The organism is Pseudomonas sp. LBUM1648 (assembly GCF_059716145.1).
This window is the reverse complement of the sequence record NZ_CP166808.1, coordinates 408,490-430,683: the sequence shown is the minus strand read 5'-3', so window position 1 is coordinate 430,683 and position 22,194 is coordinate 408,490. Positions and strand designations below refer to the sequence as shown.

Sequence of the window (22,194 nt, the reverse complement as noted above, 5' to 3'; positions counted from 1 at the left end):
CCGAACTTTTCTAAGAAGACTGGATGAAAACCCGCGACCGGATTCTCGAATGTGCTTTGCAACTGTTCAATGAAAAGGGCGAACCTAACGTCTCCACCATGGAGGTTGCCAACGAAATGGGGATCAGCCCCGGCAACCTCTACTACCACTTCCACGGCAAGGAGCCGCTGATACTCGGGTTGTTCGAACGCTTCCAGAATGAACTCGCGCCGCTGCTCGATCCACCGCCGGATGTGGAATTGGCGCCGGAGGATTACTGGCTGTTTTTGCACCTGATCGTCGAGCGCCTCGCGCAGTACCGGTTCCTGTTTCAGGACTTGTCGAACCTGGCCGGACGCCTGCCGAAACTGGCGAAGGGGATTCGTCATCTGCTCAATGCATTGAAGCGCACGCTGGCGTCGTTGCTGGCGCGTTTGAAAGCGTCGGGGCAGTTGGTCAGCGATACCCAGGCACTGGGGCAACTGGTGGAGCAGATCACCATGACGCTGCTGTTTTCGCTGGACTATCAGCGCATTCTTGATCGGGAGGGTGAGGTCAGATTGGTGGTTTATCAGATCATGATGCTGGTGGCGCCGCATTTGTTGCCGCCGGTGAAGGTGGCGACGGAGCGGATGGCCCTGCAATACCTCGAAGATCACGAATGAAATCAAGAGCCCCTCACCCTAACCCTCTCCCAGAGGGAGAGGGGACTGACCTTATTGTCTTACGCGATACGGCGACCTGAAAAATCCAGTCGATTATGAATTCAATACGACACTTTCAGGTCGGTGTAAGGCTGAAGCATCCCCGAATCGGCCCCCTCTCCCTCGGGGAGAGGGCTGGGGTGAGGGTAAGCTTTTAAAAAGCACAAACAAAAACGCCCGACCTTCACAGGCCGGGCGTTTTGTTTTGCCCTGAAAAATCAGGACTGACTGGTTGGCGTCGACGGGGTCGATGCAGCAGTCGGAGTGGCCACCGGAGTCGGTGCCGCGGCGGAGTTTGACGCGCTCACCGGAGCTGCCGGGGTAGCAGGCTTGGCCGCGGGAGCTGCCGGTTTCGGCGCTGCGGCTTTCGGTGCGGCCGGTTTTTTCACTGCCGGTTTCTTCGCCGCAGCCGGTTTGGCCGCTGGCTTGGCAGCAGGTTTGGCGGCAGCGGTTTTCGCTGCTGGCTTGGCTGCTGGCTTCGCCGCGGTTTTAGCGGCCGGCTTCGCGGCTGCCTTGGCGGCTGCAACCGGCTTGGCAGCTGCTTTCGCAGCAGGTTTGGCGGCAGCAGTTTTTGCTACGGATTTTACTGCTGCTTTAGCCTTCGCCACCGGTTTGGCAGCCGCTTTGGCCAGTGGCTTGGCGGCTGTTTTGGCTGCCGGTTTTGCCGCCGCAGTTTTAGCTGCTGGCTTGGCCGTAGCGGTTTTCGCGACAGGACGGGCCTTCTCGCCAGTCAGTTTTTCGATCTGCTTGGTCAAGGTTTCCACCTTGCTGTGCAGCGCTTTGACTTCATTGCGGCTCGGTACGCCCAAGCGCGAAATCGCGCTGTTCAGACGCTTGTCGAAAGCCCCTTCCAGCTCATCCCACTTGCCCAGCGCGCGATCTTTCACGCCGCTGATGCGCGACTTGGCCGAGGAAGCGGAATCCTTGGCGGCATCGACTTTTTTGCCGACTGCCGACTTGGTGAGCTTCTCGGCTTTCTCGCCGTCTTTGACCAATGTATCGAAGAGCTTGCTGCCGTCAGTGTCGATCTTCGAGTACACGCCTAAACCAGCCAGCCAGATTTTGCGGGAGTAGTCTTCGACTTTCCCAATCCACGAGCTGCCTTCTTTATCGGTGTTCTTTTTACCAGCCATCCCGTTCTCCTTAAGATTTACGCGCGACGCGTTCGAGCAATGCCGTCAGCTCATCGAGCTTAGCAGAGAGTGTCTCAACGTCATGTTTAGACGGAATGCCGATACGATTCAAGGCGCTTGCTACGCGGCTGTCGAACGCCTTCTCGACCTTGTCGAGCTGAACTTCGACACGGCCTTTGAAAGAACTGACTTCGTCACGGGCTTCATCGATCTCGGCGTTGGCCGCTTCGAGTTTTTCGGTGACGACTTTTTTGCCTTTCTTTTCAACAGTTTGACCAGCCTTGATCAACTCTTGAAAGTAGTCACTACCCTCTTGGCCGACCTTGGTGTAGGCACCCAGGCCTGCCAGCCAGATCTTGCGGGCATAGGATTTGACGTCGCTCAGAGCGGTTGTCGAAGCGTCGATTTTTTTCTTCAAAATAACTTTGGCCATGGTGCACCTCACGCGCAGAAGGTTTGAGGAACTGCCCGCGAAAGTGTCGGGCTCTGGCACAAAGTAGGTAGAAAAATTAGAAACGGCACCCTAACAACTGACATAAATAGCAGGGGCACCACAGAACAAATGTGGGAGCGAGCCTGCTCGCGAATACGGTCTAACCTTCAATATTCGAGTCGACTGACACACCGCATTCGCGAGCAGGCTCGCTCCCACACGGGATTCGTTTCAGGCAGAAATCAAACCAGCGCTTTGTCCAACGCCTTCTCGATCTCGGCTTTGATCATGCCGCTCATGGCCGACATCATCAGGCCCAGTTCCACGTCGACCTTGATCGAATCGTCAGCCACATGCACCGCGCCTTTAACGCCCGAACGCTTGAGGTTCAGGGTATCGCCCGACCACTGCGGCTCCAGGCCGTATTGCTCGGACAGTTTCTGCGCCAGCTTGTCGGCCTTCTCGCGGGCAGCTTCCTTGCCCAGGCTATGGGCACGTTCAACACTAATACGGGCCATCGAATGACTCCTGACTTATGAATGTTCATCGGTAAATCTTGACCGCGTCTGCGGCAAATCGTCCCGAAGGTTGTCCATCTTACCTTTAGCCATTCCAAGACAAAGCATGGCTTGGGGATTAGAATGTCGCGCATTCTCTTTTGGTGACAGCGATATGACTGATCAGCGCAAAGGCAGCGATGCCGAACCCACCACTCACTTCGGCTTCAAAGACGTTCCGGAAAGCCAGAAAGCGGAAAAAGTCGCTGAGGTGTTCCACTCCGTAGCCGCAAAGTACGACCTGATGAACGACCTTCTGTCGGGCGGCATGCACCGCTTGTGGAAGCGTTTCGCGATCGAACTGTCGGGCGTGCGCAGCGGCAATCGCGTTCTGGACATTGCCGGCGGCACTGGTGACCTGACCAAAAAATTCTCCCATCTGGTAGGCCCTGCCGGTCAGGTGGTGTTGGCCGACATCAACGAATCCATGCTCAAGGTCGGCCGCGACCGCCTGCTGGATCTGGGTGTGGCCGGCAACGTCGAATTCGTTCAGGCGGACGCTGAAAAACTGCCGTTCCCGGACAACCATTTCGACTGCGTGACCATCGCTTTCGGCCTGCGCAACGTGACGCACAAGGAAGACGCCCTGCGCTCGATGCTGCGCGTGCTCAAGCCCGGCGGTCGCTTGCTGGTGCTGGAATTCTCCAAGCCAACCAACGCGCTGATGTCCAAAGCCTACGACGCCTACTCGTTCGCCTTCATGCCGCTGATGGGCAAGCTGATCACCAATGACTCGGAAAGCTATCGCTACCTGGCCGAATCGATCCGCATGCACCCGAATCAGGAAACCCTGAAGTCGATGATGGTCGACGCCGGTTTCGACCGCGTGACCTATCACAACATGACCGCAGGCATCGTCGCCCTGCACCGCGGCATCAAGCCCTGATGCTGCTCACCGGGCTGCTCGCCAGCGTCGAACTCGGCCTCAACCGGGTGCTGCGTCTCGACAGCACGGCGCTGCCGCGGCTGGCGCATCTGACCGGCAAGGTGATTGCCATCGACTGCCGTAGCCCGGCGCTGCAACTGTTCATTCTGCCGAGCGATGAAGGTTTGATGCTCGCGTCCCACTGGGAAACCGGTGTCGACTGCACCCTGCGCGCCCCGGCTTCGAGCCTGTTGAAACTGGCCCTGAGCAAAGACAAGACAGCGGTGCTGCACGCCCCGGAAGTCGAACTCGACGGCGACAGCGGCGTGCTGCTGGAACTGGCCGGTGTGCTGCAGGATCTGGAGCTGGACTGGGAGTACGAACTCTCGCGCTGGCTGGGACCTGTGGCCACGCAACTGGTTGGCGGTCATTTGCGCAGCCGCGCACGCTGGTATCAACAAGGATTTGCCAGCCTCAACCAGAATCTTGCCGAATACCTCGCCGAAGAATCGCGCACCCTCGTCGGGCAGCGCGAAGCCGAAGCGCGGTTCAGCGAACTGGACCGGATCAAACTTGATCTGGAACGTCTCGAGGCGCGTTTCGAGCGCCTTTCCCGATCCCTCGACCCAAGCGATAACGCATGAAGCTGCTTGCCGTCCGCCGTCTGTTGCGCATCCAGCGCGTCGTGATCCGCTACCGTCTCGATGACCTGCTGTTCGATCTGCCGCTGCCCTGGTTCCTGCTGGCGCTGCGCTATGTGCTGCCGTGGCGCTGGTTCCCGCGCAAGACGCTGGACCTGAGCCGTGGCGCGCGCCTGCGCCTGGCATTACAGGATCTGGGGCCGATCTTCATCAAGTTCGGGCAGATTCTCTCGACCCGCCGCGACTTGCTGCCGGAAGACATCGCCGATGAGCTGATGCTGTTGCAGGATCGTGTACCGCCGTTCGATTCGCAGCTGTCGATCAAGCTGATCGAAGAACAGCTCGGCAAAAAAATCAGCGAAGTCTTCAGCCGTTTCGACGTCGCTCCGCTGGCTTCGGCCTCGGTGGCGCAGGTGCATGCCGCGCAGTTGAAAACCGGCGAAGAAGTGGTGGTGAAGGTGATCCGCCCGGGTCTGAAGCCAATCATCGCTCAGGATCTGGCGTGGCTGTTCATCCTCGCCCGCGCTGCCGAAAAGGTCTCGGCTGACGCCCGCCTGCTGCACCCGGTGGACGTGGTGCAGGACTACGAGAAAACCATCTACGACGAGCTCGACCTGCTGCGCGAGGCGGCCAACGCCAGCCAGTTGAAGCGCAATTTCGAGGGCTCGCCGTTGCTTTACGTGCCGCAAGTCTATTGGGACTGGTGCCGGCCGAAAGTGCTGGTGATGGAGCGCATCTACGGGATTCAGGTGACGGATCTGGCGACCCTTGCCGATCAGCGCACCGACATGAAAATGCTTGCCGAACGTGGCGTGGAGATCTTCTTCACCCAGGTGTTCCGCGACAGTTTCTTCCACGCCGACATGCACCCGGGCAACATCTTCGTCAGCACCGTCAATCCGTGGAGCCCGCAGTACATCGCGATCGACTGCGGGATCGTCGGCAGCCTGACCCCGGAAGATCAGGATTATCTGGCGCGTAACCTGTTCGCCTTCTTCAAACGTGACTACCGCCGCGTTGCGCAATTGCACATCGATTCGGGCTGGGTGCCGGCGGAAACCAAACTCAACGAGTTCGAAGCGGCGATCCGTACCGTGTGCGAACCGATCTTCGAAAAACCGTTAAAAGATATTTCATTTGGCCAGGTGCTGATGCGCCTGTTCCAGACTGCACGCCGCTTCAACATGGAAGTGCAGCCGCAACTCGTACTGCTGCAAAAGACCTTGCTGAACATCGAAGGCCTCGGTCGTCAGCTCTATCCGGATCTGGATCTGTGGAACACCGCACAGCCGTTCCTTGAACGCTGGATGCGCGAACGTGTCAGCCCGAAAGCCTTGCTCGGCAACGTGCAGAGCCAGTTCGAACAGATTCCGCATCTGGCCAACATGGCCCGCGATCTGCTTGAACGCATGTCCCAGCCACACGCCAAAGACCCACCGCCGCCGTGGCACAAACGCAAGGACGACTGGTTCCTGCGCCTGCTCGGCAGCGCCCATCTGGCCGGCGGTGCGATCCTCGCCGCCGGTGGCCCGCTGAACGAATTGGGGCATTGGCCCGCCGGGATCATGGTAGCCGTGGGCTTGTATCTGGTCGTTCGCCGATAGCCAGTTCCGTGATCGGCTGGCACACTGTTTCAACGCCTGAACCCAACTATTTGAAGTGTGGGTTCGCTGTCGGAGTCGAAGATGAAAAACTGGCTGGACGAGATCAAGTGGGACGCTGACGGCCTGGTGCCCGCGATTGCCCAGGATCACAAGACCGGACGTGTACTGATGATGGCCTGGATGAACCGCGAAGCGCTCGAACTGACCGCCGCGGAAAACCGTGCAATCTACTGGTCACGTTCCCGTGGCAAGCTATGGCGCAAGGGCGAAGAGTCCGGCCACGTACAGACCTTGCATGAGATGCGTCTGGACTGTGACGCCGACGTGATCATCCTGATGGTTGAACAGATCGGCGACATCGCTTGCCATACCGGCCGTCAAAGCTGCTTTTACCGCGTCTTCGAAAACGGCGACTGGAAAACGGTCGACCCGGTGCTGAAAGACCCGCACGCAATCTATTCCGCAGGACACAAACATGAGTGACACCCTGACCCGCCTGGCCGAAGTGCTCGAAGAGCGCAAAGGCGCAGCGGCCGACAGCTCGTATGTCGCCAGCCTGTATCACAAGGGTCTGAACAAGATTCTGGAGAAAGTCGGCGAAGAGTCGGTCGAAACCATTATTGCCGCCAAGGACGCCGCCATCAGCGGCGACTGCAGCGACGTGATCTACGAGACCGCCGACCTGTGGTTCCACAGCATGGTCATGCTCGCTCAACTGGGGCAGCATCCACAGGCTGTGCTTGATGAACTGGATCGTCGCTTCGGCCTGTCCGGACACGTCGAGAAAGCCTCGCGCCCGTCCGCCTGAACAACTATTAGAGAGGAACAGCAACATGGGCATTTTTGACTGGAAACACTGGGTCGTCATTCTGGTAGTCGTGGTGCTGGTGTTCGGCACCAAGAAACTGAAAAACCTCGGCACCGACGTGGGTGAGTCGATCAAGGGCTTCCGCAAAGCCATGAACGACGACGAGAAGCCAGCCGCCGATCCTACCGTGACGCCTGCGCAGCCAGTGCCACCGGTACAGCCGCAAGCCACCGCTCAGGCCAACCCGCCGCACACCATCGACGTGCAGGCGCAGAAAGTCGAAGAGCCGATCCGCAAAGACGTGTGAGCACTGACTAATGTTTGGTATCAGCTTCTCTGAACTGCTGCTCGTCGGCCTCGTTGCCCTGCTGGTGCTGGGCCCCGAGCGTCTGCCGGGCGCTGCACGCACCGCCGGCCTGTGGGTCGGACGGTTGAAGCGCAGCTTCAACGCGATCAAACAGGAAGTTGAACGTGAAATCGGTGCCGACGAGATTCGTCGGCAACTGCACAACGAGCACATTCTGTCGTTGGAGCAGGAGGCACGGAAGATTTTCAATCCGGTTCAGCAAGAGCCGACTCCGGTTGAAGTCGAGCATGTTGGACAGCAGACGATTCATGCGCCTGCCGCAGTTGCCCCGGTTGTAGCTGCCACCGAGCCGGCACCGGCCGTGACACCTACTTCGGTTGAACACATTGCTCCTACCGTCGCGCCGACCGCGCCGGCCCCTCACGACCCTACACTGCCGCCGCGAGCCCCATGAGCGATCTCCCAGAAAACGACCAGCATATGCCGCTGGTTTCGCACCTCACCGAGTTGCGCACCCGCCTGCTGCGTTGTGTGGCGGCGATCTTCATCATCTTCGCCGGGCTGTTCGCCTTCACCCAGCAGATCTACACCTTCGTCTCGACGCCGCTGCGTCAGTACCTGCCGGTCGGCGCGACGATGATCGCCACCGACGTGTCGTCGCCGTTCCTGACGCCACTGAAGCTGACGATGATGGTCTCGCTGTTCCTCGCGATTCCGGTGATCCTGCATCAGATCTGGGGCTTCATCGCGCCGGGCCTGTACAAGCATGAGAAGCGCATCGCGGTGCCACTGTTGGTCTCCAGCATCCTGCTGTTCTACACCGGCATGGCTTTCGCCTATTACTTCGTGTTCCCGCTGATCTTCAAGTTCTTCGCCGCTGCCACCCCGGCCGGCGTGGAAATGATGACCGACATTGCCAGCTATCTCGATTTCGTCATGACGCTGTTTTTCGCCTTCGGCGTGGCGTTCGAGATCCCGGTGGCCGTTGTGCTGCTGGTGTGGATCGGTGTGGTCGATGTCCAATACCTGAGAAAGATCCGTCCGTACGTGATCATTGGCTGCTTCGTGGTCGGCATGATCCTCACGCCGCCGGACATTTTCTCGCAGACCCTGTTGGCCGTGCCGATGTGGATGCTGTTTGAAATCGGCATTCTGTTCGGTGGTCTGGTCAGCAAGCGCGAACGTCCGGATGAAAATCCGGCCGACGATCACAACGACCAGCCGCCAGCGACCCAGGCATGAACCTGCTGCTGCTCGAAGAGGCCGACTTCATTGCGGCCGACCGTGTGGTGCTGCGTGATCGACGCCTGACGCACATGCAGGAAGTTCATCGCTCGCAAGTGGGTGACAGCCTGCGGGTCGGTCGCATCAATGGGCTGATGGGTTCGGCTGAGCTTTTGCGGCTGGAGGCTGGTGAAGCTGAACTACGCGTCAGCGTCGATCAGCCGCCACCGGCCAAACTGCCGCTGACCTTGGTACTGGCCCTGCCGCGTCCAAAAATGCTGCGTCGGGTGTTCCAGACCGTGGCGACCATGGGTGTGTCAAAGGTCATTCTGGTCAACAGCTATCGGGTCGAGAAGAGTTTCTGGCAGACACCGTTTCTCGAACCTGACGCAATCCGCGAACAGCTGATCCTCGGCCTCGAACAGGCGCGGGATACGGTGCTGCCGCAAATCATCATCGAGAAACGCTTCAAGCCGTTTGTCGAAGACCGCCTGCCAGCGATTACTGAAGGCACACTCGGTCTGGTCGGCCATCCCGGTAACTATCCGCCCTGCCCGCGCGCATTGAGCGAACCGGTGACTTTGGCCATCGGCCCCGAAGGTGGCTGGATTCCTTACGAAATCGATCTGCTGGCCAAATCCGGCCTGCAACCGGTGCAACTGGGCGAACGCATCCTGCGCGTCGAAACCGCCGTCACCGCCCTCCTCGCCCGCCTCTTCTAGCCAGGACAGATGGCATTACAGAATGCCATCACGCAGCCGATACAGTTCCCATAAGTCCAATGAGTGGTCTGAGGGAGTCGTCGCATGTACCGTTGGTTAGCCGAGAGTCTTGGAAACGTCAGCGTCAAACGCAAACTGGGAATCGGTTTCGGCCTGGTGCTGGTGCTGACGCTGTTGATCACCTTTACCGGCTGGACCGGCATGAGCGGCATCATCAGCCGTGGCGACAAGCTCGGTTTCATATCCAGCCTCAACGAGCTGACCAAAGACCTGCGCCTGGCGCGCGTGGACTATGACGCACGCCGTGGCGAACAAGGCCCGGGCGCGGTCAACGAGTTGCTGAACAAACTCGACAGCGGCCTGCAAACCGCACGCGGCCTGATTGAACAACCATCCGACGCCGCCATGGTCGATCAGCAATTGGCCGCCGTTGCCGATTACAAACGTGCTTTTGCCGACATGACTCAAGCCACCGTCCAGCGCGAAGACGCCCGCAGCAAGCTGGGCGCCAGCGCCGACAACGCCGTGGCAAAGGTATCGGAAGTTGAAAAATCCTTGCTGCAAGGTGACAGCGTCGCGCAGTTCAACAGCGTGATCGAACTGAGCAAACTGCTCCAGCAGGCGCGTTATCAAGTGCGCGGCTACACCTACAGCGGCAAGGCTGAAGCAGAGCAACCGGCACTGAATGCCATCGACAATGCCCTCAAAAATCTTGAAAGCCTGTCGTCGAAACTGCCGGAACAACACATCGCCAACCTGCAACAGGCCACCGATTCGATCAAAGCCTATCGCGCGGCGGTCGCTCAGTTCCGCGATTCGCAGGTCACCAATGCCAAGTCACTCGCGCGCATGTCCGCTCAGGGCGACATCTTGATCGACCTCAGCAAGAAGCTGACGGCTTCGCAAACTATCGTGCGCGACACCGATGCCGCCCACGCCAAGAACATGCTGTTGATCGCCACCCTGCTGGCCTTGGCCTTCGGCCTGCTGGCGGCTTGGGCGATCACGCGGCAAATCATCATTCCGCTGAACCAGACCCTGAAAGTCGCCGAGCGCGTCGCAGCCGGCGACCTGACCCACAACCTGGTCTCGTTGCGCCGCGACGAACTTGGCCAGTTGCAGCGTTCGATGCAGAGCATGACCCAAGGCCTGCGCGAGTTGATCGGCGGGATCAGCGATGGCGTCACCCAGATCGCCAGTGCCGCCGAAGAGCTGTCCGCCGTGACCGAGCAAACCAGCGCCGGGGTCAACAATCAGAAAATCGAGACCGATCAGGTCGCCACCGCCATGAACGAAATGGCTGCCACCGTGCAGGAAGTTGCGCGCAACGCTGAAGAGGCTTCCGAAGCCGCTGTCGCTGCGGACCAACAGGCCCGCGAAGGCGACAAAGTCGTCGGCGAAGCCATTGCGCAGATCGAGCGTCTGGCCGTTGAAGTCGGTCACTCCACCGAAGCCATGGGCGAACTCAAGCGCGAAAGCGACAAGATCGGCAGCGTCCTCGACGTAATCAAATCCGTGGCCCAGCAAACCAACCTGCTGGCGCTCAACGCGGCCATCGAGGCGGCGCGTGCCGGTGAGGCCGGTCGTGGTTTCGCCGTGGTTGCCGATGAAGTACGCAGCCTCGCCCAGCGCACGCAGAAGTCCACCGAAGAGATCGAAGAGCTGATCGTCGGCCTGCAAAACGGCACCCAGCAAGTGGCGACGATCATGGACAACAGCCGCACCCTGACCGACAGCAGCGTTGAGCTGACCCGTCGGGCCGGTGGCTCGCTGGCAAGCATCACCCGCACTGTTTCGGCGATTCAGGCGATGAACCAGCAGATCGCTGCGGCGGCAGAGCAGCAGAGCGCGGTGGCGGAAGAGATCAACCGTAGCGTGCTGAATGTGCGCGATGTGTCGGATCAGACATCGGCGGCGAGTGAAGAGACGGCAGCGTCCAGCGTTGAGCTGGCGCGGCTGGGGACGCATCTGCAGACGCTGGTGGGGCGATTCAAGGTTTGAGGTGATTCATCTGCCTCGGTTCACTGTGGACCGAGGTGATGCTATCGCTGGCAAGCCAGCTCCCACAGGTTTGTAGTCGATCACAAAGTTTGTGTTCAGCCGATTCACTGTGGGAGCTGGCTTGCCAGCGATGGCGTCCGAGAGGACGCCGAAGTTACAGGACCTGGCGTAGAAAAGCCTGAGCGCGCGGATCCTTCGGCGCATCAAAGAACTCCGCCGGCGACGCATCTTCCAGCAACTTGCCGTGATCGAAGAACAGCACCCGATCTGCCACTTCCCTGGCGAAGCCCATTTCGTGGGTGACGCAGACCATGGTCATGCCTTCCACGGCCAGGTTCTTCATCACATCCAGTACTTCGCCGACCATTTCCGGGTCGAGGGCCGAGGTCGGCTCATCGAACAGCATCACCTTCGGCTCCATCGCCAGCGCCCGGGCAATCGCCACGCGCTGCTGCTGACCGCCGGACAGGCGTGACGGAAACTCGTTGGCTTTCTGCGCGATACCGACCTTTTTCAGCAATTCCATGGCCTTCGCCTCGCGCTCTTTCTTGCCGCGCTTGCGCACGACTTTTTGCGCCAGACAAAGGTTTTCCAGCACGGTCATGTGCGGGAACAGGTTGAAATGCTGGAACACCATGCCGACTTCGCGGCGGTAGGCGTTGACGTCGGTTTTCGGGTCGGCCAGTTGCAGACCGTCGATGCTCACCGAACCCGAATCGAACTCTTCCAGGCCATTGAGGCAACGCAGGAACGTCGACTTGCCGGAACCGGACGGGCCGATCACCACCAGTACTTCGCCCTTGGCCACCTTGGTGCTGACGTTATCCACCGCGCGCACTACCTGGCCACGGGTGTCGAAGACTTTTACCAGATCGCGGACTTCAATCACTTTGCGCGAGCCTCCGCTCAAGCCGGCTGGCGATTTTCGACAGCGGCAGGTTGATCAACAGGTACAGACCGGCCACGCAGAACAGAATCTCGAACGGCGAGAACGAAGTCGTGATGACTTCACGGCCGCTTTTCAGCAGCTCGGTGATGGCGATCACCGACACCAGCGAGGTGTCCTTGACCAGACTGATGAACTGCCCGGCCAGTGGCGGCAGCACGCGTTTGAACGCTTGTGGCAGCACCACATGGCGCATCGACTGGCCAGCGCTCAGACCGAGCGAACGCGCGGCTTCGTTCTGGCCACGGGCAATCGACTGCACGCCGGACCGGATGATCTCGGCAACGTAGGCGCCGGTGAACAGCGACAACGCGGCGATCCCGGCGAACTCCCGGGACAGGTTCATCACCGTGCCGATGAAGAAGTAGAAAATGAAAATCTGCACCAGCAGCGGCGTGCCGCGTACCAGTTCGACGTAGATGCTCGACAGGTCGCGCAGAGTCGGGTTGCTCGACAAGCGGCACAGCCCGGTGACTAGGCCGATCAACAAACCGAGAATGCCGGAGACCACCGACAGCCAAAGCGTCGTCCACAGCCCCCACAACAGCGGCCCTGCCGCCCAATGCCGAGTGACACCCACGACGTCGCCTTCGGCCACATCGTCGCCCTGAGCGAATTGCAGGCTGTTCTCGTCGACGGTCAGGTGCTGCTCGTCACCGGCATCGTTGCGCAGAGTGACTTGCGCGCTACCGCCCTTGCGCACCAGTTCGGTGACGGTGGAAATGTCGGCGGCACGCTGGGTTTCTTCGGCCTGATAGGCGAAGTACTGCGGCACGCGATTCCAGCGCCATTCGTAGGACATCAGCGACGTGGCGTAATACAACGCACCGGCCAGGCCGATCAGCACCAGCACGGTGAGGACGTGCCAGGGCCATTGGGCTTTTTTATGTTTCATTGCAGGTTCCGGGATTGGTGTTGCTTACAAGGTCCTCTTCGCGAGCAGGCTCGCTCCCACATTTGAAATGCATTCCAATGTGGGAGCGAGCCTGCTCGCGAAAGGGGTAACGCGGTCTTGCAGACCGGCGTTATTCCATGTCCTTGAGCCACTCGGTGCTCTTGAACCACTTGTCATGGATGCGATCGTAGGTGCCGTCTTCGTGGATCTGGTGCAGGAAGTTGTTGATGAAATTGAGGCTGTCGTAGTCACCCTTCTTCAGACCGAAGGCCAGTGGCTCGTAGGTGAAGGGCTTGTCGAGGAACACCAGTTTGCCGGCGCCGACCTTGTTTACCGCGACAACGTTGTATGGCGCGTCGTAGATGAAGGCGTCGGCCTTGCCGTTGACCACGTCGAGCACGGCTTCCTGCTCGTTGTCGTAGCCGTGGTACTTGGCTTTGGAGATCAGCTTCTTGGCGACCATTTCACCGGTGGTGCCGAGTTTTGAGGTAATGCGGTAGTCGGCGGTGTTCAGGTCTTTATACGACTTGATGGTGCCTTCCAGTTCCTTGCGGATCAGCAGGGTCTGGCCGACGACGATGAACGGCTCGCTGAAGTTCAGGCGCAGGTTGCGTTCCTGAGTCAGGGTCATGCCGCTGCCGATCATGTCGAACTTGTCGGTCATCAGCGCCGGGATGATGCCGTCGTAGCCGGTCGAAACCAGCTCCAGCTTGACGCCCATGGCTTTGGTCATGGCTTTGAGGATGTCGACTTCGAAGCCGATGATCTCGCCGCGCTTGTTGGTCATCTCGAACGGCATGTAGGTCGGATCCATACCGACTTTCAACGTGCCGCGCTTGACCGCTTCATCAATTGCGCCAGCCTGCGCCGCAGTGACTGCAACCAGTGCCGTGACGCCGACCAGCAGCATCGACAGATACTTCTTCATCTTCAAGTCCCCAAAACCATTGCGTTTGCGGCGCGAAAACCAACAGAGACGGGCAAAAATGCCCGGGTGCGCCAATTCGGGGACGGATGCTAACGCACTCGTTCGTTTGCACAAGGTTTTTTGATCGATTGCAGATCAGCGCCCGCTGTCGTCAGGGCAAAAAAAACCCCGCTTTCGCGGGGCTTCTTATCAGGCCGGTTGAGCTTGCATGCTCACCGGTCGCAGCGGCAGCAACGGCGCATGCGGATCGGCTTTCACCGAAGCCCGCCATGCGTCCAGCCACTCGGCGTGACCTTCGCCCCAGACCTGCTCATGCAAGCGCGCCAGCGCAACCGGGTCGCTCAGCAGTTGCAGACGATCATGATTATTCAACCCGGCAGGGCCAACCTTGATCGCGTGACGAACACGCTCCTGACGCAGCCATTCGATCGGCTCGGCCTGACCGTGACGGGAAGTCGCCAGCGAGCACGCCAAGGCGTTCTGCTGCGGATCGACCACTGCACGGATAAAGCCGTCATTCAGCGCATGCCAACGGTTCTCGTGGGTGTACTGATCAGTCGCCAGCAGCGCCTGTGGCGGATTGTATTCCTCAGGGATGAGGAACAGGCTCTCGTCACGGGATTTAAGGCCCAGACCGACACGGCTGGAAATCACCGACACCGGGATCGACAGCATCAGCGAACCGACAATCGGTACCAGCCACCACAGGAAGCTCGGGTTCAGCCAGATCACCAACAGCGCCCAGCAGAAGCCCAGCAGGGTCTGCGGGCCGTGGCGTTTGACCGCCTCGCTCCACGGTGTGGAGTCGTCGTCACGCTGTGGCGAGTTCCAGGTCGCGGCCCAGCCGAGGAACGCGGCCAGCACGAAACGGGTGTGGAAAATCATCCGCACCGGCGCCAGCAGCATGGAGAACAGCATCTCCAGCAGCATCGACAGCGTTACCTTGAACTTGCCGCCGAACTCTTTCGCGCCCTTGGCCCATATCAGAATGATGCTCAACAGTTTCGGCAGGAACAACAGCACGATAGTCGTCGAGAACAGCGCGATCGCCTTGTCCGGGTGCCATTGTGGCCACAGCGGATAGAGCTGACGCGGCTCAAGGAAGTACTGCGGCTCCATCAGCGTGTTCACCGCCAGCAGCGCAGTCGACAACACCAGGAAGAAGAACCACAACGGCGCCGACAGGTACGACATCACGCCGGTGAGGAACACCGCGCGGTGTACCGGGTGCATGCCTTTGACCAGGAACAGACGGAAGTTCATCAAGTTGCCGTGGCACCAGCGACGGTCACGCTTGAGTTCGTCGAGCAGGTTCGGCGGCAGTTCTTCGTAGCTGCCTGGCAGGTCGTAGGCAATCCACACGCCCCAACCGGCACGACGCATCAGCGCGGCTTCAACGAAGTCGTGAGACAGAATCGCACCGGAAAACGCGCCCTTGCCCGGCAACGGCGCCAAGGCGCAGTGGTCGATGAACGGCTTCATGCGGATGATCGCGTTGTGACCCCAGTAGTGGGATTCGCCCAACTGCCAGAAGTGCAGACCGGCGGTGAACAGCGGCCCATAAACGCGAGTGGCGAACTGCTGCATGCGCGCATACAGAGTGTCCATGCCCGACGCACGCGGCGCGGTCTGGATGATCCCGGCGTCCGGCGTAGCTTCCATCAGACGCACCAGACTGGTCAGACACTCACCGCTCATCACGGAGTCAGCGTCGAGGACGACCATGTACTTGTAATCACCACCCCAACGACGGCAGAAGTCGTCGAGGTTGCCGCTCTTGCGCTTAACGCGACGGCGACGGCGGCGATAGAAGATCTTGCCGAAGCCCTTGGCTTCGCGGCAGACGTCCAGCCAGGCCTGTTGCTCGGCCACGCAGATGTCGGTGTCGTTACTGTCGCTGAGCACGAAGAAGTCGAAGCGATCCAGATCACCGGTAGCAGCGACCGACTCAAACGTTGCGCGCAGACCGGCAAATACCCGTGGCACGTCTTCGTTGCAGATCGGCATGACCAGCGCGGTACGAGCGTCTTTGGCAATCGGCTCGTTGCCGGCGCTTTTGCCGGAAATGCGATATTTATCGTGACCGGTGAGCAACTCGAGGAAGCCCATCAGTGCCGTCCAGAAACCGGCCGACACCCAGCAGAACAGAATCCCGAACAGAATCAGAATGCTGGTTTGCAGCGCATACGGCAGCACTTGCGTGGCGGTTTGCAGCAGCGGCTGGTGCAGGACTTCGTCCAGATCGACGAACGACCAGCCCTGGTACGGCATGATGCCTTTCATGTACCAGCCGGCAACGATGGTCTGGCCGAGCATCAACACCAACAGAATGTAGCGGCGGATCGAACCGACAGTGCGCCAGCGCGCGGCCGGCAGGACGTTCTCGTCCTTCGGCGGTTGCGGTGGATTGGTACGGCCGGTCATACGGCGCCAGCCACGCACCAGAATATTGGTGCGCCATGGCTCCGGAACGACTTTGGTCCGACGAATCGGCGGTGTGGCCTTGAGGCTGACTCGACCGCTGGCGTCGAGCACCAGCATTTCCGCCTCTTCAAGCTCTTCGGCGGTGCTCAGGGTCAGGCGCTTGCCCACCGAAGCCTGGGCGGCTTCGGTGGGGGCGTCGAACGTCGAGGACGACAGGCGTTGATGCAGCTCGCTGAACGACTGGCAACCCGCGAGTTCCGCGCGCTGCTGGTCGGTCATCGGCAGATGCGCCAGATACTCGGACAGAGTCTCTGGCTGTACTTGAGAGTTACTCATCGGCAGGCAACTGATAGCTCCAGGTCTCGGTCAGGACTTCTTCAGTCGGCGCCGATTCCGGTGTGGCTGGGGCCGCGTCCGCAGCGACTGGCTGCTTGGCGTCTTTGTTGGCCTTGTCCTTGGCATCTGCAACTGGCTTGGCGTCGGCCTGTTTGGCCTCGGCGGCCTTGGCTTCCTTGTCGAGCTTCTCTTGCTGCTTGGCGGCAACCTTGTCGGCCTTGGCGACGGACGAGTTGGACGCCGGCACCGAAGATTTGGCCAGATCAGCGGTCACGATTGGCTGCACCAGGGCGGCTCGCATCTCGGTCGACTTGCTCGCGTCCTTGATCTTCATCCGCAGGGTCAAGCGCCAGCCCTTGGTTTCCGGGTTGTAGCGCACGCTGTTCTCGACCAGTTCGGCGTTGTCGCCAACGCTGACCTGGCTGCGCACGTCGGCATCCGGAGTCAGAGCGGCCAGCGATGGGCCTTCGAAGTCGACCAGATAGGCAACGCTGCCGTCCGGCTGACGGATCAGGTTCGATTGTTTGACGTCACCGGTGGAACGCAGAGTCTGCGCAACCCAGGCGCTGTCCGGCGCGTGAATCGCCGCTTCGTCCATGGTCCAGTGCATGCGGTAAGCGAAGTCCAGCGGCTGGCCTGGCTCCGGCATTTTTTCCGGGCTCCAGAACGCAACGATGTTGTCGTTGGTTTCGTCGGCAGTCGGAATTTCGACCAGATCGACGGTGCCTTTGCCCCAGTCACCCTTCGGTTCGATCCAGGCGCTTGGGCGCTTGTCGTAGCGGTCGTCGAGGTCTTCGTAGTGGCTGAAGTCACGGCCACGTTGCAGCAGACCGAAACCACGCAGGTTCTCGACGCTGAAGTTGCTCACGGCCAGATGTTTCGGGTTGTTCAGTGGGCGCCAGATCCACTCGCCGTTGCCGGCATGGATCGACAGACCGCTGGAGTCGTGCAGCTCACGACGATAGTTGAGGACTTTCGACGGCTGGTTGGCGCCGAACAGGAACATGCTGGTCAGTGGCGCGATGCCCAGTTTGCCGACCTTGTCACGCAGGAACATCTGCGCCTTGACGTCGACAATGGTGTCGCTGCCCGGACGCAGGATCAAACGGTAGGCGCCGGTGGCACGCGGCGAATCCAGCAGAGCGAAGATCACCAGGTGCTTGTCGCCCGGCTTCGGCTGTTGAATCCAGAATTCGCGAAAACGCGGGAACTCTTCACCCGACGGCAGCGCGGTATCGACCGCCAGACCACGGGCCGACAGACCGTAGGTGTGACCCTTGCCGACAACGCGGAAGTAGCTCGCACCGAGCATGGTCATGATTTCGTCTTGCTTGTCGGCTTTGTTGATCGGGTACAGCACACGGAAACCGGCATAACCCAGTTGTTCGGTGGCTTTAGGATCGAATTTCAAATCGCCGAAATCGAAACGCGTCGGATCGTATTTGATCTCTTCGACGGTGTTCGCCGTGATTTCGTTGATTTTCACCGGTGTATCGAAGTGCATACCCTGGTGATAGAAGGACAGTTTGAACGGCGTCTTCTGATCAGCCCACTCAGCCTTTTCGGTGAGGAAACGGATTTTCTGATAATCCGCGAACTTCATGTCGCGGAACTCGTTCGGCAGGTTGCTGCGCGGGGCTTCGAACTTCTGCCCGGCCAGCTCTTTAGCCTTGGCGGATACATCGTCAAGATTGAACGCCCAAAGCTGACCGGCGCTGAGCAGGCACAGGAGCGCCGAACCCGCTACCAGGGCACTTCGCATGCGTTTGGCAGACATTTTTGCTGCATTACAGGGACTAACGATCACGAGCAACCCTCGCCGAAAACAGATCAAAAAACCAACGGCCAGATGAAGTGTCTTTAAAGGTATCGGCATTGAAAAGCCGACCTACCAGAGCACCCTTGCCAAGTTGGCGAGCATTGTTCCGACTCCGCTAGGGCAAAATGATTCCCCAATCGGATCCAGACAAGTCTCTACCTAAGTCAAAAATGGACCAACGAACGCTGATCCCCATAGCGCGCGATTATCTAGTAGCCCGCGTGACAACGCATCAGGGGTAACAAAGTATTTATCGCGAAAACACCCTAAAAACAGTCGAAATTTCCTAAAAAGGTGTTTCAGGTGCTTTCAGGTCTGTAACAAAAAGGTAACAGGGCCATCGTTGACCAAATGCACCTGCATATCGGCGCCGAATCTACCTGATGCCACAGTGCCATGCACCTGTTTCGCTTTGCTCAATAGATAGTCGAACAATTCCTCGCCCAGCGCCGGAGGGGCGGCGGTCGAAAAGCTCGGCCGCAACCCGCTTTTGGTGTCGGCCGCGAGGGTGAACTGAGAGACCAGCAACAGCCCGCCGCTAACGTCCGCGAGGGACAAGTTCATCTTGCCCTCGGCGTCGCTGAATACCCGATAGTTAAGCAGCTTATGCAGAAGTTTGTCGGCGCTGGCACGCGTGTCGTCGGGTTCGACCGCCACCAGCACCAGCAAACCGTGATCTACCGCGCCAACCACCTCTCCCGCCACTTCGACTCGCGCGCCACGCACGCGTTGTAAAAGCCCCTTCATGCTTCTTCGGGCGGCAGGTCGAGCAGGCGTCGGGCCATTTGACCGGCGGCACGTACCAATGCGTCGGTGATACCCGGTTCGGACGCAGCGTGGCCGGCATCGCGGATCACTTGCAGCTCACTGTTCGGCCAGGCCTGGTGCAATTCCCAAGCGTTATCGAGCGGGCAGATCACGTCGTAACGGCCGTGGATGATCACGCCGGGCAGATGGGCGATCTTGCCCATATCGCGAATCAGTTGGTTCGGTTCAAGGAAGGCGTTATTGGTGAAGTAGTGGCATTCGATCCGCGCAATCGACAAGGCGCGCTGCGGTTCGGAGAAACGATCGACCACCAGCGGGTTCGGCCGCAGGGTCGCGGTGCGCCCTTCCCAGGTCGACCAGGCTTTGGCCGCGTGCATCTGGGCGATCTGATCATTGCCGGTCAGGCGCTTGTGGAAAGCGTTGAGCAGGTCGTCGCGCTCGTCCACTGGGATCGGCGCAATGTAGTCCTGCCAGTAATCGGGGAACAGACGGCTGGCACCGGCCTGGTAGAACCACTCGATTTCCTGCGGACGGCAGAGAAAGATCCCGCGCAGGATCAGACCGTGAACGCGCTCCGGATGGGTTTGCGCGTAGGCCAGTGCCAGGGTCGAACCCCACGAGCCGCCGAACAGCACCCATTTGTCGATGCCCAAGTGTTTGCGGATTCGCTCAAGGTCGGCGACCAGATCCCAGGTGGTGTTGTTTTCCAGGCTGGCGTGCGGGGTGGAGCGTCCGCAGCCGCGCTGGTCGAAGGTGACAATGCGGTACAGGTTCGGATCGAAATAACGGCGGCTCTGTGCATCGCACCCGGCACCGGGGCCGCCGTGGATGAACACGACCGGCAAGCCTTCCGGCGAACCGCTTTCGTCGACGTACAGCGTATGCGTGTCATCGACAGCCAGATCGTGCCGGGCGTGTGGTTTGATCTGCGGAAACAAAGTCTGCATTGCGCGCTCCGTAAGGGGTCGAGGTCATCCCTGGGGGGACTTCTATTATTCTGCCGTTGGGCATCATAAACCCGATTTACGTCAATGAGCATGCCCCCACAGAAAGAGGTTTATGCGCTGTAGCGGGATTTGCCCCAGGCGATGAAGCCTTGCAGCAACTCCTTGAGCACCACCCGTGTCGGCTCGGCCAGATCGGCGCGATAGCGGAACGGTTCGAACTCTTCCATGTACGTGCTCTGCCCCAGTTCCAGTTGCACGGCGTGGATGTTCTCGGCCGGGTTGCCGTAATGGCGGGTGATGTGGCCGCCCTTGAAGCGACCGTTGAGCACATGGCTGTAATCGCCATGACGCGCGCAGATCGCTTCCAGTTGCGCGGCCAGTTGCGGATCGCAGCTCGCGCCGTTGAAGGTGCCGAGGTTGAAGTCCGGCAATTTGCCGTCGAACAGGTGCGGGATGATCGAACGGATAGAGTGTGCATCGAACAGCAGCGCATAGCCGAACTCGGCCTTCAGCCGTGCCAGCTCCTCTTGCAAGGTGCGGTGATACGGCGTCCAGATCTGCTCCAGATATGTCGCGCGTTCTTCTTTCGACGGCTCCAGCCCTTCCTTGAACAACGGGATACCGTCGAACAGCGTCGCCGGGTATAGCCCGGTGGTGGCGCCGGCGTACAGCGGCTTGTCGTCGGACGGCCGGTTGAGGTCGATGACGAAACGCGAGTACTCGGCCGCCAGCGTGCTGGCGCCCAGTTCTTCGGCAAAGTCGTAGAGCTGCGGAATATGCCAGTCAGTGTCCGGCAGACTTTTCGCGTCGCCAATCAGGCCGGCCTCGACCACCGGGGTCAGACGTACACCGGCATGGGGCATGCTGATCAGCAGCGGCACGCGACCTTGTTTGAAGCTCAGAACCTTATCCACAACCGCTCTCCTACAGACTTGATTCAACGCCGTGACGCACGACGCGTTTGTCCAGATCACCACCGAGCCAATAGGCCAGATCCGCCGGACGATCGATGTGCCAGGCGACAAAATCCGCGACCTTGCCGACTTCCAGTGAGCCGTGAGTGTCGGCCATGCCCAGCGCTTGCGCGGCATGAATCGTCGCGCCGGCCAAGGCTTCTTCCGGGGTCATGCGGAAGCAGGTGCAGGCCATGTTCAACATCAGGCGCAGGGACAATGCCGGCGAGGTGCCGGGGTTGAGGTCGCTGGCGATGGCGATCTTCACCTTGTGCTTGCGCAGGACGTCCATTGGCGGCAATTGGGTTTCACGCAGGAAGTAGAACGCGCCCGGCAGCAGCACCGCGACGGTGTCGGATGCGGCCATGGCGATGGCGTCGGCTTCGTCCATGAACTCCAGGTGATCGGCGGACAACGCGTGGTAGCGCGCGGCCAGGCTGGAGCCGTGCAGCGACGACAATTGCTCGGCGTGCAGTTTCACCGGCAGACCGAGTTTTTGCGCGCTGATGAACACGCGCTCGACTTGCTCCGGCGAGAACGCCAGGTATTCGCAGAAGGCATCCACGGCATCGACCAGACCTTCAGCGGCCAGCGCTGGCAGCATCTCGGCGCAGATGTGATCGATGTAGTCGTCGGCGCGATCCTTGTATTCCGGTGGCAACGCGTGGGCGGCCAGGCAGGTGCTGCGCACGCTGATCGGCAGCTCTTTTGCCAGGCGACGGATGACCCGGAGGATTTTGCGCTCACTGGCCAGATCGAGACCGTAGCCGGACTTCATTTCCACCGTGGTCACGCCGTCGCGCATCAGGCTTTTCAGGCGTTTGGCGGCGCTGGCGAACAGTTCGTCTTCGGTTGCTTCACGAGTGGCGCGTACGGTACTGGCAATGCCACCACCCTGCGCCGCGATCTCGGCGTAGCTGACACCTTGCAGGCGCTTTTCGAATTCGCCGCTGCGGTTGCCGCCGAACACGGTGTGGGTGTGGCAATCGATCAGGCCGGGGGTAACCCACGCGCCTTGCAGATCATTGACCGCCGGGTATTCGCCGGAGGGCAGTTGATGACGCGGGCCGATCCACTCGATATGCGCACCGGACGTCACGATGGCCGCGTCCTCGATGATCGAGTAGACGCCTTGCGCCATGGTTGCGACGTGGCAGTGTTGCCAGAGGGTTTTCATCCCTTAGTCTCCACACTATTCAA

Annotated in this window: 23 protein-coding genes and 1 pseudogene; 12 read left to right on the top strand and 12 right to left on the bottom strand. The window is 59.9% G+C overall.

Going from position 1 to position 22,194, the window contains the following annotated elements:
* The first annotated feature begins 23 nt into the window (after positions 1 to 23).
* Positions 24 to 644 carry a TetR/AcrR family transcriptional regulator gene (locus ACA043_RS01955; protein ID WP_187679588.1) on the top strand — a complete coding sequence of 207 codons (621 nt, stop codon included), beginning with the start codon at positions 24 to 26 and terminating at the stop codon, positions 642 to 644.
* A 257-nt stretch (positions 645 to 901) separates the two neighbouring features.
* Here ACA043_RS01955 and ACA043_RS01950 read toward each other — a convergent pair whose 3' ends face one another.
* From ACA043_RS01950 to ACA043_RS01940, 3 genes are all read right to left on the bottom strand, one after another.
* Positions 902 to 1,816, bottom strand: coding sequence for a phasin family protein (locus ACA043_RS01950; RefSeq protein ID WP_401271755.1), 915 nt, complete (start codon positions 1,814 to 1,816; stop codon positions 902 to 904).
* Positions 1,817 to 1,826: 10 nt separating this feature from the next.
* Positions 1,827 to 2,249, bottom strand: a complete 423-nt coding sequence (locus ACA043_RS01945; protein WP_497658513.1) for a phasin family protein — start codon at positions 2,247 to 2,249, stop codon at positions 1,827 to 1,829.
* Between the two features lie 242 nt (positions 2,250 to 2,491).
* Positions 2,492 to 2,767, bottom strand: a complete 276-nt coding sequence (locus tag ACA043_RS01940; protein ID WP_187679585.1) for a polyhydroxyalkanoic acid system family protein — start codon at positions 2,765 to 2,767, stop codon at positions 2,492 to 2,494.
* A 154-nt stretch (positions 2,768 to 2,921) separates the two neighbouring features.
* Here ACA043_RS01940 and ubiE point away from each other — a divergent pair, with 154 nt between their 5' ends.
* The 11 genes and pseudogenes from ubiE to ACA043_RS01885 all read left to right on the top strand — a co-directional run bounded on the left by ubiE (position 2,922) and on the right by ACA043_RS01885 (position 10,978).
* On the top strand, positions 2,922 to 3,692 hold the full coding sequence (ubiE, locus tag ACA043_RS01935; protein WP_489879723.1) for a bifunctional demethylmenaquinone methyltransferase/2-methoxy-6-polyprenyl-1,4-benzoquinol methylase UbiE: 771 nt from the start codon (positions 2,922 to 2,924) through the stop codon (positions 3,690 to 3,692).
* Positions 3,692 to 4,315 (top strand): ubiquinone biosynthesis accessory factor UbiJ, encoded by a 624-nt coding sequence (locus tag ACA043_RS01930; RefSeq protein WP_187679583.1) that lies wholly within the window; start codon positions 3,692 to 3,694, stop codon positions 4,313 to 4,315. The genes ubiE and ACA043_RS01930 overlap by 1 nt, the downstream gene beginning before the upstream one ends.
* Entirely contained in the window at positions 4,312 to 5,916 is a 1,605-nt protein-coding gene (gene ubiB, locus ACA043_RS01925; protein WP_489879722.1) for a ubiquinone biosynthesis regulatory protein kinase UbiB, read from the top strand. Before ACA043_RS01930 ends, ubiB begins: the two co-directional genes overlap by 4 nt.
* Positions 5,917 to 5,997: 81 nt before the next feature.
* Positions 5,998 to 6,399: a phosphoribosyl-AMP cyclohydrolase gene (hisI, locus tag ACA043_RS01920; RefSeq protein ID WP_007909357.1), complete on the top strand. Its 402-nt coding sequence runs from the start codon at positions 5,998 to 6,000 to the stop codon at positions 6,397 to 6,399.
* Positions 6,392 to 6,724: a phosphoribosyl-ATP diphosphatase gene (locus tag ACA043_RS01915; RefSeq protein WP_007909355.1), complete on the top strand. Its 333-nt coding sequence runs from the start codon at positions 6,392 to 6,394 to the stop codon at positions 6,722 to 6,724. The genes hisI and ACA043_RS01915 overlap by 8 nt, the downstream gene beginning before the upstream one ends.
* Before the next feature lie 25 nt (positions 6,725 to 6,749).
* Entirely contained in the window at positions 6,750 to 7,031 is a 282-nt protein-coding gene (locus ACA043_RS01910) for a twin-arginine translocase TatA/TatE family subunit (protein WP_095187470.1), read from the top strand.
* 10 nt (positions 7,032 to 7,041) lie between these two features.
* A complete protein-coding gene (gene tatB, locus ACA043_RS01905) occupies positions 7,042 to 7,485 on the top strand; it encodes a Sec-independent protein translocase protein TatB (RefSeq protein WP_489879720.1) in 444 nt (147 codons plus the stop codon).
* A complete protein-coding gene (gene tatC / locus ACA043_RS01900) occupies positions 7,482 to 8,273 on the top strand; it encodes a twin-arginine translocase subunit TatC (protein ID WP_497616105.1) in 792 nt (263 codons plus the stop codon). Before tatB ends, tatC begins: the two co-directional genes overlap by 4 nt.
* Complete coding sequence (locus tag ACA043_RS01895; RefSeq protein ID WP_187679578.1) at positions 8,270 to 8,977, top strand: 16S rRNA (uracil(1498)-N(3))-methyltransferase; 708 nt, start codon at positions 8,270 to 8,272, stop codon at positions 8,975 to 8,977. The genes tatC and ACA043_RS01895 overlap by 4 nt, the downstream gene beginning before the upstream one ends.
* Before the next feature lie 84 nt (positions 8,978 to 9,061).
* A pseudogene (locus ACA043_RS01890) lies at positions 9,062 to 10,123 on the top strand (methyl-accepting chemotaxis protein); the annotation flags it as partial.
* Positions 10,106 to 10,978 carry a methyl-accepting chemotaxis protein gene (locus ACA043_RS01885; protein WP_401270428.1) on the top strand — a complete coding sequence of 291 codons (873 nt, stop codon included), beginning with the start codon at positions 10,106 to 10,108 and terminating at the stop codon, positions 10,976 to 10,978. The pseudogene ACA043_RS01890 and the gene ACA043_RS01885, both read left to right, overlap by 18 nt.
* A gap of 154 nt (positions 10,979 to 11,132) precedes the next feature.
* Here ACA043_RS01885 and ACA043_RS01880 read toward each other — a convergent pair whose 3' ends face one another.
* The 9 genes from ACA043_RS01880 to hutI all read right to left on the bottom strand — a co-directional run bounded on the left by ACA043_RS01880 (position 11,133) and on the right by hutI (position 22,171).
* Positions 11,133 to 11,867, bottom strand: coding sequence for an amino acid ABC transporter ATP-binding protein (locus ACA043_RS01880; protein WP_401270415.1), 735 nt, complete (start codon positions 11,865 to 11,867; stop codon positions 11,133 to 11,135).
* A complete protein-coding gene (locus ACA043_RS01875) occupies positions 11,860 to 12,819 on the bottom strand; it encodes an amino acid ABC transporter permease (protein ID WP_497616101.1) in 960 nt (319 codons plus the stop codon). The genes ACA043_RS01880 and ACA043_RS01875 overlap by 8 nt, the downstream gene beginning before the upstream one ends.
* 130 nt (positions 12,820 to 12,949) lie before the next feature.
* Positions 12,950 to 13,747 carry a transporter substrate-binding domain-containing protein gene (locus ACA043_RS01870; protein ID WP_187678844.1) on the bottom strand — a complete coding sequence of 266 codons (798 nt, stop codon included), beginning with the start codon at positions 13,745 to 13,747 and terminating at the stop codon, positions 12,950 to 12,952.
* Positions 13,748 to 13,936: 189 nt separating this feature from the next.
* Positions 13,937 to 16,507, bottom strand: coding sequence for a glucans biosynthesis glucosyltransferase MdoH (mdoH, locus tag ACA043_RS01865; protein ID WP_497616099.1), 2,571 nt, complete (start codon positions 16,505 to 16,507; stop codon positions 13,937 to 13,939).
* The gene (locus tag ACA043_RS01860; protein WP_489879715.1) at positions 16,500 to 18,284 is read right to left on the bottom strand and encodes a glucan biosynthesis protein G; all 1,785 of its coding nucleotides are present in this window, start codon (positions 18,282 to 18,284) and stop codon (positions 16,500 to 16,502) included. Before ACA043_RS01860 ends, mdoH begins: the two co-directional genes overlap by 8 nt.
* Before the next feature lie 351 nt (positions 18,285 to 18,635).
* On the bottom strand, positions 18,636 to 19,073 hold the full coding sequence (gene dtd / locus ACA043_RS01855; protein ID WP_497658512.1) for a D-aminoacyl-tRNA deacylase: 438 nt from the start codon (positions 19,071 to 19,073) through the stop codon (positions 18,636 to 18,638).
* Positions 19,070 to 20,041, bottom strand: coding sequence for a prolyl aminopeptidase (gene pip / locus ACA043_RS01850; RefSeq protein WP_187678848.1), 972 nt, complete (start codon positions 20,039 to 20,041; stop codon positions 19,070 to 19,072). Before pip ends, dtd begins: the two co-directional genes overlap by 4 nt.
* A 110-nt stretch (positions 20,042 to 20,151) precedes the next feature.
* On the bottom strand, positions 20,152 to 20,955 hold the full coding sequence (gene hutG / locus ACA043_RS01845; protein ID WP_497658511.1) for an N-formylglutamate deformylase: 804 nt from the start codon (positions 20,953 to 20,955) through the stop codon (positions 20,152 to 20,154).
* Positions 20,956 to 20,965: 10 nt separating this feature from the next.
* On the bottom strand, positions 20,966 to 22,171 hold the full coding sequence (gene hutI / locus ACA043_RS01840; RefSeq protein WP_497658510.1) for an imidazolonepropionase: 1,206 nt from the start codon (positions 22,169 to 22,171) through the stop codon (positions 20,966 to 20,968).
* Between the last annotated feature and the right edge of the window lie 23 nt (positions 22,172 to 22,194).